Source organism: Thermosulfuriphilus sp. (assembly GCF_054026695.1).
On sequence record NZ_JBPMLP010000011.1, the window covers coordinates 32,280 to 42,371 of the forward strand.

A 10,092-nucleotide genomic window follows, 5' to 3' on the forward strand; every position below is an offset into this window, starting at 1 on the left:
CAAAAGTCAACCCTGATCCCTGGCTTTATAACAAGGATTTTCTACTATCACCCCTGTAAGGCCTTCTGGTAAAGAAAGAGACAAAGGTTTTAACTAAGGAGGAGAGGATATGGATTTTTGGGGTCAAGGAAGGGGGACACTTATCGGCAGCATGCCTTTTGAGGAGGCCGAAGAGGCTGTAGAGCTCATTATCTCAAGGCTCCCGGAGCTGCCCTGCTGGCCTCAGCTTCCCAGACGGCCCCAGGAGGGGATGCTGGTTCAATTCTGCGAGGGACTACCTGGCTTTCGTCTAAAAGAAGGGATACCCTACCTTTTTACCGGAGAAGATTTTGAAAGGGAGATGCTTTCTTTCTATGAGGCTTATTTGGCCTGGGAAGCCGGAGGGAATCTTCCTGAGACCGCAGCCCTCTCTCCAACAAACGCGCCTGGGTTCTATCTCCTTGAGGAAAAGCTCCGATCCCAAAAGGCCCATCCCTACGGCCTAAAAGGCCAAGTCACTGGCCCTTTTACCTTGGCCACGGGGCTGAAAAAAGAAGACGGAGAGGCCGTCTTTTACGACCTTCAGCTCCGGGACTTGATAACCAAACATCTCTGTCTCAAAGCTGCTTGGCAGACAGAAAGGCTTAAAGCGCTCTCTCCAAGGGTAGTTATCTTTATGGATGAGCCGGCCTTGGCCGGTTTTGGCTCTTCATCTTATGTTGGAGTCTCCAAGGAGGAGGTTCTCTCAGTCCTTGGGGAGGTGGCCCAGACTATCGCCTCCAAACAGGGAGTACCCGGAATCCATGTCTGCGCCAACACCGATTGGGCCCTGGTCTTTGAGGCCGGAGTCAAGGTGGTCAACTTTGACGCCTATGGTTATCTGGACCGTTTTCTCCTCTTTGGAAGGGATATCCGGAAATTCCTCGAAGAAGGAGGGAACTTGGCTTTAGGGATAGTTCCCACTCTTGATCCAGAGGCCCTGGCCCGAGAGACCGAAGATGGTCTCTTTGCCCGCCTAGAGGAGGCCTTGAGCCTGATAAGTAAGGCCTCTGACCTGTCGATAAAAGATATAATAAATCAGAGCCTGATTACCCCTTCTTGTGGAATGGGAACCTTGGAGCCGGAGCTGGCTGACAAGGCCGTCCGGCTCACCGCCGGTCTCTCCCGGCGGGTAGCCAAAATGAAATAATGCTTTAAATTTGTCTTAGACAAGCCACTATGGATGAACCGAACAAAAGTATCCTAAGGACCATCCGAGATCTGTTCCGAAAGCCGCCAGAGGAAGAAGCCGCCGAGATAGCCCACGAGATCGAAGAACTCATCAACGAGGGGGAACGGCGGGGAATCATTTCAGCCCAAGAGGGCGAAATGATCGAAAGCATACTACACTTCCGCAACAAGATCGTCCGTGAGGTGATGATCCCCCGAAGTCGTATGGTTTGCCTGGATCTTAAGGCCTCCCTAAAAGAGGCCGTGGAGACGGCCGTAGAGTCCGGACACTCCCGAATTCCAATCTACGAGGCCGATCTCGACCACATCGCTGGCATCCTTCACGTCAAGGATCTCCTACGTTTTTGTCTCAAGAGACCAGAAGAGTTTCGCCTTCAGGATCTTTTAAGACCAGCCTATATCGTCCCTGAGACTAAACGCATCGGGGAACTTCTACGCGAGTTTCGGGAACGTAAGAGCCATATGGCTGTTGTTATTGACGAGTACGGCTCTGTCTCTGGATTGGTGACCTTCGAGGATGTACTAGAGGAAATCGTCGGCGAGATTGAAGACGAGCACGACCGGGATGGCGAAGACCTTAAGGAAACCGAAACCGGTCTGATAGTAGCCGGCCATGTCCCTCTGGAAGAGGTCGAAGAGGCCTTAAAGCTTTCTCTTCCAGAGGGTCGTTCTGAATCTATCGGCGGCCTAGTAATTGAGCATCTCGGTCATCTACCCTCTTCTAAAGAAAAACTTCGACTTGGCCCGGTGGAAATCGAGATCTTGGAGGCGGATTCCCGACGCATCAGACGACTCAGGATAAAGAAGGCCTCCTAGATGTCCGGTCTTATCCTTTCCTTGGCCTCGGCTGGGCTACTGCTTCTAGCCTATCCCAAGCCAAATTTGTACCAAACGGCTTGGTTGGCCTTGGTTCCTTTCTTCTGGCTGTCTGAAAGGTCCGTCAGGGAGGCCGGCCGTTATGGTTTTTTTACCGGTTTCTTCTTTTTTCTGGGGCTTCTTTACTGGCTCATCCATGTACTTAATTATTATGGATTTATCCCCTTAATAGGGGCCATATCAATGGTTGCCCTTCTAGCCCTTTATCTAGGGGCCTACTTTGCCCTGGTGGCCATGGGGGCAAGCTATCTCCTCAAACATCTCTCTGGCTGGTGGACCGTAGCCTTTCCTCCTCTGGCCGCCTTTATCTTTGTAGGCTGTGAATATTTGAGGGAAATAGCCTTTTCCGGATTTCCCTGGGGAAGCCTTTGGGCAAGTCAGGTCAGGTGGCCAGAGATTCTGGCCATAGCCAGACTCGCCGGCCCCTGGACAATCTCCTTTGTCGTGGTCTCCTTTAATGCCTCTGTTTACCTCTGTTTGCGCCACAGGGAACTGCCCAGCCTCTTCTCCTTGGCCTTGGCCGGGTTGATGGTTGTTCTTGCGTTTTGGTATGGCTCTGAAAAGCTCCATCACCCCCTTAATTTCTCCGGACTCAAGGTAGGAATCATCCAGGGTAATATCAGCCAAGATCAAAAATGGGATCCTGCCTTCCAGGAAGAGACTCTCAAAATTTATGAGGCTCTAAGTCAAAGGGCCGTGGCCCAGGGCGCCAGACTGATCATCTGGCCAGAGACCGCCACTCCATTTGTCTTCCACCCTGAAGAGGGCCCAGGCAAGGAGGTCATTGACTTGGCCAAAAGACTCAAGGTCTACCTTCTCTTCGGGGCCCCTGTAGCCAGATTCGAAGGAACAAAACTTCTCTATCACAACAGCGCCTTTCTTATCTCCCCCCAGGGGCGGATCATCGGCCGATACGATAAACAACATCTTGTCCCTTTTGGGGAGTATGTTCCTGGAGAAGGGAAGATTCCTCTGCTTCGCAAACTGGTTGGCTCTGCTGGAGACTACTCTCCGGGTCCGATGGACGGCCCTCTTTTTTGGAAGGACTCCGGTCTGGGGGTTCTCATCTGTTTTGAGGCCATATTTCCAAAGATATCCAGGAACCTAGTCCTCAAAGGAGCAAAAGTGCTCATCAATCTTACTAATGATGCCTGGTTTGGACGCTCTGCCGGACCTTGGCAACACTTTGATCTGGCCCAAGTCCGGGCGGCGGAGACGGGGATTGCCCTTGTTCGGGTGGCCAATACCGGAATCTCCGGCCTGATCGGCCCTTATGGCCGGCCACTCGTCAAGGGCCCCCTAGAGGCTCCCTGGTACCAGGTAGTAGACCTGCCTCAGCCCGAAAAAAGCCTCTATCTGGTCATCGGTCCCCTTGTTCCCTACCTGTCACTGGCCATCTCTTTGGTGGTCTTGTTGGCCATGGTCAAGGAAGCTCTTTCCCGAAGGAGAAAAACTTGAAGGCCTATCTAAAACCATTAGAATAGGCTTGGCCTGCATTAAGAACTTAGTTCCATTCAAAAGACCAATAAAAATCCAATTCTTAACCTAAGGAGGGATTCCTATGACCTTACAGCCAGCTGAACTTCGAGCCGAACTCGAAGAACTCAGGGAAAGACTAGACCTTTTAAGGAGGTATCTTTGATCCAGAAGGCAAGAAAAAACGGCTTAAAGAGTTAGAAGAAGAGCTTCTCAAGGAAGGTTTTTGGGAACGTCCAGAGGCTAAGGAGATCCTCAAGGAAAGGGCCGCCCTTCAAGAGGAGCTTTCTGCCTGGGAAGAACTAAAACAAGACTTCGAGGACACAGCCACCCTCCTTGAACTGGCCCAGGAAGAAGGAGATGAGGCTGCCCTTGGGGAAGTCCGGAATCAGATCGCTCATCTCAAAAAAGAGATTGCCCAGCAGGAAATCAAACAGTTTTTGGCCGATCCCGTTGATAAAAACAACGCCATCGTCACCATTCACGCTGGGGCTGGTGGTACTGAGGCCCAGGATTGGGCTGAGATGCTCTTGAGAATGTATCTCCGCTGGGCCGAAAGAAAGGGCTACCAGACCAGAGTAATTGACCTCCTTTCAGGAGAAGAGGCCGGAATCAAAAGCGTTACCTTTATCGTTGAGGGACCTTATGCCTTTGGTTACCTAAAAGGAGAGTCAGGTATCCACCGTTTGGTGAGGATCTCTCCCTTTGATACGGCTCACAAAAGACACACCTCTTTTGCTTCGGTCGCCGTCATCCCGGAGATCGCCGAAGACATCCAGATAGATATCAGCGAAAAAGATCTCCGAATAGAAACCTTTAGGGCCAGCGGGGCCGGTGGGCAGCACGTAAACAAGGTGGAAAGTGCTGTCCGAATTACCCACCTCCCGACTGGGATTGTTGTTCAGTGTCAAAATGAACGAAGCCAGCACCGCAACAAGGCCATTGCCCTCAAGATCTTAAGGGCCCGGCTTTACGAGCTGGAGAGAAAACGCCGTGAAGAAGAACGTCAGAGGCTCCAGGGAGAGAAGAAGGAAATCGCCTGGGGAAGCCAGATACGATCCTACGTCCTTCACCCTTATCGGCTTATTAAAGACCACCGCACTGGAGTAGATATTGGAAACGTTGAGGCCGTCCTCGATGGGGATCTAGACCCCTTTATTAAGGCCTATCTGGTTTCCAGGGGCAAGGATAACTAGAGAGGCTCTGGACTTTGAGGTATATTCTGACCTATGCCAGGTAATTCTTTCGGTCAGGCCTTTCGGATCACCACCTGGGGCGAGTCCCACGGACCGGCCTTGGGAGTGGTTATTGATGGTTGCCCACCACGGATCCCCTTGAGCCCTGAGGATATCCAGACTGAACTTGATCGTCGTCGGCCGGGTAAGTCGCTGGCCGAAAGCCCCCGCCGGGAGCCAGACAGGGTGAAGATCCTCTCCGGAGTCTTTGAAGGTCTGACCACAGGATGCCCTATATCCCTTATCATTTATAACCGAGACGCCCGTCCAGAAGCCTATGACCATCTACGGGAGATCTTTCGCCCCGGCCACGGTGACATTACCTTCTTCAAGAAATATGGCCACCGCGATTACCGGGGCGGAGGACGGTCAAGTGGTCGGGAGACAGCGGCCCGGGTGGCTGCTGGGGCAGTGGCCCAGAAGATCCTGGATACTGTAGGGATTAAGGTTGTTGCCTACACTTTAGCCCTTGGAGGCATAAGATCTAAGATACGAGATCTTTCCTTTGTTTATGCCAATCATCTCTTCTGCCCGGATCCTAAGGCCCTTCCGGCCATGGAATCCCGAGTGGCAGAGATACGGGCCCGGGGAGATTCCATAGGGGGAATTGTAGAAATAGTTGCTCAAGGGGTACCTGCTGGCCTCGGTGAGCCAGTTTTTGATAAGCTTGATGCCGAACTAGCCAAAGCTTTAATGAGTATCGGGGCAGTAAAAGGGGTAGAGATAGGCTCCGGTTTTGCTGCCGCGGAGATGATGGGCTCTGAGCACAACGATCCTATTGCCCCCGACGGATTCAAGAGCAACCATGCCGGCGGTATCTTGGCCGGTATTTCCAACGGAGACGAGATCATCTGCCGGGTAGCGGTAAAACCCATCCCTTCTATCTCTCGGGAGCAAGAAACCATCGACATCCACGGCCGTCCGACAAAGATCAAGATTGGCGGTCGCCACGATGCCTCGGCCATTCCCCGGATTGTCCCCGTCTGTCAGGCCATGGTGCGTTTGGTTCTGGCTGACCACCTCCTGCGTCAACGAGCCATTGAGGGCTGGGGCCCATGAGAAATCCAGAAAAGATTGGTATAATTGGGGGCCTGGGGAGGATGGGTCGGTGGTTCAGCCGGCTCTTCCAAGAGGCCGGCCTTAAGGTAGAGATTTCAGATATCGGCACCCCTCTCAGCAATAAAGACTTAGTCCAGAGATGTCCAGTTGTCTTTTTAGCCGTGCCTATGGAGCACCTAGAGGGTGTGGTCTCCGAGGTAGGTCCTCTTCTGCCAGAAGACTCCGGCCTCATTGACCTCTGCTCCCTCAAGGCCAAACAGGTAGCCGTCATGTTGGAGAAGACCAGCTGCCAGGTAGTCGGTGCCCATCCTCTTTTCGGCCCGGGGGAAGACTCCATAGTCGGCCGTCGAGTGGCCCTTTGCCCGGCCAGGGGAAGAGACTGGTTTGGCTGGTTTGAGACCTTTCTTAAGGATCAAGGAGCCGAGACTATTGTCATCAGCCCGGAAGAACACGACCAGCTCATGGCGGTCATCCAGGTCCTCAATCACTTCATCCTCCTGGCCCTAGGGGAAGTAATCAACCGGGAAGGGCTAGATCCTCAAAGGCTGGTCAAACTGGCCACCCCTAGTTTCATCCGCCAGCTCAACATCTTGACCCGTCTAGCGGATCAGGATCCTCGTCTTTATGCCGCTATCCAGTTTGACAATCCAGCCGGAGATCGGATTCGCGAGGCCTTTGTCAGCGCCGTCTTAAAGCTTAAAGGGATCGCCCAACGGAGAGAAGTCCAGGAGTTTGTTGACCTTTTTACCGAAGTTCAAAACCTGGGCCAAAAGATCCGAAAAGCAGAATAAAGGCACTGTTCAAGGAGGAATGGGCCATGTTTCATCTGCCAAGCTGGGTGCCGTGGGTATTGCTTCTGGTTTTCCTGGGTTTTCTAGCCGGTCTTATTACTAGCTATTATCTTTTGCGTTTCAAGGCTGTCCAAGTGAGAGACGGAGCTGAGGTCTTATCCCTTTATATGCCCCTTTTTGGTCTTGTCCGGACCTCCATTCGCACCAAGTTCTCCGGCTTTTTTGTAGATGAACTGATAGAATTTATGGAGAAGCTGGAACGGTTCCGGCGTCTTCTGGACATAAACCTGATGATCAGTTACGCCAAGGCCTATGACATAAATTACATAGGCCTTGAAGGTGACCAAGAAGATCTAAGTTGGGGTCCAGGAAAGCTGGCCTGCACCACCCCTTCTGACATCCCTGGAAAATTTGGCTATAATGTTTTCCTTAACCCTCATATTGACAAACGCCGGGTGGCCGAAAAACTTTCTGAAGAATTGGGAGTTAAGATCCACCCTACAGAGGTTCAGACCTTTCTCTTCCTCCACGAGATTGGCCATACCCCTAAGGCGGGTAATCTTTGTTTCTACAAAGTCTTTGTCAGTCACGCCCTCTCAGGAGGGCGGCGTTCTGCGAAACGCAGAAGTGATCTTGCCCGTCTCAAGGCCCGTATGGAATGGCTGGCCGATCAGTTTGCCCTTAGGGAACTTCTCAAGCTCCGGATGCAACGAGGCCTTCCCACGCCTTGCTAAATTTATAGGGCTTACCAGCCTCCCAGATAAAAGAGAATTATCTTTTCTCCGAAGAAAACCCAGATCAGGGCCCCAAGAGAGAGGAAGGGGCCATAAGGAATGGCCAATTTGATCGTAGCTCCGCGCTTAAACAGCATAAGGAGGATTCCCACCAGAGAACCTACTAAGGCACTCAAAAAAATAACAAAGGGAATCGCCTTCCAGCCCAAAAAGGCCCCAATCATGGCCAGAAGTTTAATATCTCCTCCACCCATACCCTCGCGTCCAGTAAGACGCTGGTAAACAAAGGCCACTAACCAAAGAATCCCTCCGCCAACAATAACCCCCAAGGCCGAATCAATCAGGGAAAGGTCAGACCGGAGGACCGAGGCCAGAAGACCCACAATAATCCCCGAAAGGCTCACCTCATCTGGGATGATCTGATGGTGGAGGTCAACGAAGGTAACCACTACGAGGGCTGAAATAAAGAGAAAATAAAGAATAGCCAGTGGGCTGAAGCCAAAACGATGGACGGTGGCCACGGCCAACAGGGCACTTAAGGTCTCTACCAGAGGGTATTGCCAAGATATCGGCTGCTGACAACAACGCGAACGACCCCTTAAAACCAAGAAGCTCACCAAAGGAATGTTGTCATACCAGTGGATAGGACTCTGACAATGGGGACAATGAGAACCAGGGCTGACGATCGAACAGCCCCGGGGAAGTCTGAAGATGCACACATTGAGAAAGCTTCCCCAGACCGCCCCTACCAGAAAGGAAAAGATATAGACCGGCCAAGCAAGGATCATGAGGAGCGGCTCTTTTCTTCTATTATCCGGGTATAGAGATCCTTGATCTCTTCAAGCACAGGCATGATTTTGAGAAACTTGGCGTAGACCTTACGGTAGCCCTCATCCATCTCCACAAACTGGACTCCGACCCCTTGTCCCCCACCAGTATGCTGAATGAAGCCGGTAACAGGGATACTTCCCACCCCGGGAATCTCCAGAATGAGCCCCACTACGGTGCCCTCTGGCAGGGGATCATCCATGGGGATAAAACAGCCCTCAAGGCTTAAGTTTTCCACCGGATAAAAGGCCCCCTTCTCCTGGACAAATACATTCAATCGATAGCGATAACGGGGATACTTTCTTCTTTCAATCATTCTTCCTCCTAACCACCCCCTCCATCCCCTAAACTTTATTAAATTATCGGCCAGAAGTGAATTTTATTTAGCCAGTCTTACTTGTTATTGGCAGGTTTTTTCCCTATAATCGCCCCATTATTCTACAGCCTCGGAGAAAATCTATTTCTTTAGGGCCCGAAGCCTCTTCCAGAGTTCTTAAAGTTAAAGGGGATAACTCGTGCGCAAAACTCCTCAGACGGCAGCCTCCTGGATCTCCATCTTTGGACTTTTCCTCTTTTTTCTTCTCTCTGCCTGCCAACCAAAGGAAACTGGTCCAGGGTCCTCCTCTCCGGCCGAGGCCCAACCTTCTCTAACCATGAAGGAAACAATAATCGCCCCGGGGGATACCCTTTATAAGGCCCTCAGGCGCCTGGAACTAAAAGAAGAGGAAATAGCCTCGGTCGTCAAACAGCTCACCCAGATCCTTGACCCCCGGCGTGAAATTCGACCCGGCCATCGGCTAAAGGCAGCCTTTGACGCTACAGGGGCCCTCGTCTTCTGTCGCTATGAGCCCAATTTTACCGAGGCCTGGGTCGTCCAGAAGAAAGACGAAGGCTTTTCGCTCCGCAGGGAGAGGATTCCCGCTGAAAGGAGGCTTAAACGCCTGGAAGGTCAGGTTGATGGCAGTCTTTACCGACTCTTTATCCAGGCAGGAGAAGGCAAGGAACTCCTGATGGCCTTTGTGGAGATCTTTGCCAGCCAAATAGACTTCAACCTCGACGTTCATCCTGGCGACCGGATTCGCCTTCTTTTTGAAAAGCTCTATGTCAATGACCATTTTATCGGCTATGGTCGCATTCTGGTAGCCAGTTTCGAAGGGCGTTTCGGTACCTACAGGGCCTACTATTTTCGAGATACCAAGGGCCAAGCTGGCTACTTTAACGAGAAGGGAGAGGAGGTCAGGAGTTCCTTCCTCCGCAGTCCTCTACCTTATTATCGTCTAACCTCCCGCTTTTCAAAGGCCCGACTTCACCCGATCCTAAAGATCGTCCGCCCTCATGAAGGCGTAGATCTAGCGGCCCCCATAGGGACTCCGGTGATGGCTGTCGCCGACGGTCGGGTAAAATATGCCGGCTGGATGCGCGGATATGGAAGAATCGTCATTCTCAGGCATCCTGGAGGTTATGAGACCTACTACGGTCACCTGTCTCGCTTTGCCAAGGGAATCAGGAGAGGGGTTAAGGTCCGACAGAAACAGATAATCGGCTACGTCGGTAAAACCGGGCTGGCCACTGGACCCCATCTTGATTACCGGGTCAAAAAGGGAGGACGTTTTTTAAACCCCTTGGCCCTTCCCTTCAAGCCGGCTATAGTTCTTAAAGGGAGTGATTTTGAAAATTTTTTAAGGAAAAAACTCTATCTTGATTATCTCCTCAACCTTGAGGAACCACAGTTTGAAAAGGTCATTGAAACCAAAAACGATCTTATTTTTGGTTAGCAGCGTCCTGGGGGTGTTTTTTTGCCTTTTGGCCCCTTCCCTGTGGGCAAAGGAGATCTTCTCTGGCCTTAAGAAAGAGCTGATCGCTGCCGGCTTTGAGGCTTCTTAT

General features: G+C 51.7%; 10 protein-coding genes. 8 read left to right on the top strand and 2 right to left on the bottom strand.

The features are described 5' to 3' along the window. Positions 1-109: 109 nt before the first annotated feature. The 7 genes from ACXJJX_RS02010 (at position 110) to ACXJJX_RS02040 (ending at position 7,380) form a co-directional block, all read left to right on the top strand. Positions 110-1,168 carry a uroporphyrinogen decarboxylase/cobalamine-independent methonine synthase family protein gene (locus ACXJJX_RS02010; protein WP_456431375.1) on the top strand — a complete coding sequence of 353 codons (1,059 nt, stop codon included), beginning with the start codon at positions 110-112 and terminating at the stop codon, positions 1,166-1,168. A gap of 29 nt (positions 1,169-1,197) precedes the next feature. Beyond that, the gene (locus ACXJJX_RS02015) at positions 1,198-2,025 is read left to right on the top strand and encodes a hemolysin family protein (protein WP_456431377.1); all 828 of its coding nucleotides are present in this window, start codon (positions 1,198-1,200) and stop codon (positions 2,023-2,025) included. Next, on the top strand, positions 2,026-3,543 hold the full coding sequence (gene lnt / locus ACXJJX_RS02020; RefSeq protein WP_456431379.1) for an apolipoprotein N-acyltransferase: 1,518 nt from the start codon (positions 2,026-2,028) through the stop codon (positions 3,541-3,543). It abuts the gene before it with no gap. A gap of 103 nt (positions 3,544-3,646) precedes the next feature. Beyond that, a protein-coding gene (gene prfB, locus ACXJJX_RS02025; protein ID WP_456431381.1) for a peptide chain release factor 2 occupies positions 3,647-4,757 on the top strand; the annotation gives its coding sequence in 2 pieces (ribosomal slippage) (positions 3,647-3,715 and positions 3,717-4,757; 1,110 coding nt in all). A 33-nt stretch (positions 4,758-4,790) separates the two neighbouring features. After that, positions 4,791-5,855, top strand: a complete 1,065-nt coding sequence (aroC, locus tag ACXJJX_RS02030; RefSeq protein ID WP_456431383.1) for a chorismate synthase — start codon at positions 4,791-4,793, stop codon at positions 5,853-5,855. A 41-nt stretch (positions 5,856-5,896) separates the two neighbouring features. Continuing rightward, on the top strand, positions 5,897-6,646 hold the full coding sequence (locus tag ACXJJX_RS02035; RefSeq protein ID WP_456431385.1) for a prephenate dehydrogenase/arogenate dehydrogenase family protein: 750 nt from the start codon (positions 5,897-5,899) through the stop codon (positions 6,644-6,646). A gap of 26 nt (positions 6,647-6,672) precedes the next feature. Next, positions 6,673-7,380, top strand: a complete 708-nt coding sequence (locus ACXJJX_RS02040; protein ID WP_456431387.1) for a hypothetical protein — start codon at positions 6,673-6,675, stop codon at positions 7,378-7,380. Positions 7,381-7,391: 11 nt separating this feature from the next. Here ACXJJX_RS02040 and ACXJJX_RS02045 read toward each other — a convergent pair whose 3' ends face one another. Both ACXJJX_RS02045 and ACXJJX_RS02050 read right to left on the bottom strand, forming a co-directional pair. Continuing rightward, the gene (locus ACXJJX_RS02045) at positions 7,392-8,168 is read right to left on the bottom strand and encodes a prepilin peptidase (RefSeq protein WP_456431389.1); all 777 of its coding nucleotides are present in this window, start codon (positions 8,166-8,168) and stop codon (positions 7,392-7,394) included. Continuing rightward, positions 8,165-8,524, bottom strand: a complete 360-nt coding sequence (locus tag ACXJJX_RS02050; RefSeq protein WP_456431391.1) for a PilZ domain-containing protein — start codon at positions 8,522-8,524, stop codon at positions 8,165-8,167. Before ACXJJX_RS02050 ends, ACXJJX_RS02045 begins: the two co-directional genes overlap by 4 nt. A 199-nt stretch (positions 8,525-8,723) precedes the next feature. Here ACXJJX_RS02050 and ACXJJX_RS02055 point away from each other — a divergent pair, with 199 nt between their 5' ends. Beyond that, entirely contained in the window at positions 8,724-9,983 is a 1,260-nt protein-coding gene (locus tag ACXJJX_RS02055) for a peptidoglycan DD-metalloendopeptidase family protein (protein ID WP_456431393.1), read from the top strand. Positions 9,984-10,092: the final 109 nt, after the last annotated feature.

Coding starts and splice junctions, on each gene's coding strand:
- lnt (WP_456431379.1), top strand. CDS start 2,026: ATGTCCGGTCTTATCCTTTCCTTGGCCTCGGCTGGGCTACTGCTTCTA.
- ACXJJX_RS02050 (WP_456431391.1), bottom strand. CDS start 8,524: ATGATTGAAAGAAGAAAGTATCCCCGTTATCGCTATCGATTGAATGTA.
- ACXJJX_RS02045 (WP_456431389.1), bottom strand. CDS start 8,168: ATGATCCTTGCTTGGCCGGTCTATATCTTTTCCTTTCTGGTAGGGGCG.
- aroC (WP_456431383.1), top strand. CDS start 4,791: ATGCCAGGTAATTCTTTCGGTCAGGCCTTTCGGATCACCACCTGGGGC.
- ACXJJX_RS02035 (WP_456431385.1), top strand. CDS start 5,897: ATGGGTCGGTGGTTCAGCCGGCTCTTCCAAGAGGCCGGCCTTAAGGTA.
- ACXJJX_RS02015 (WP_456431377.1), top strand. CDS start 1,198: ATGGATGAACCGAACAAAAGTATCCTAAGGACCATCCGAGATCTGTTC.
- ACXJJX_RS02010 (WP_456431375.1), top strand. CDS start 110: ATGGATTTTTGGGGTCAAGGAAGGGGGACACTTATCGGCAGCATGCCT.
- ACXJJX_RS02040 (WP_456431387.1), top strand. CDS start 6,673: ATGTTTCATCTGCCAAGCTGGGTGCCGTGGGTATTGCTTCTGGTTTTC.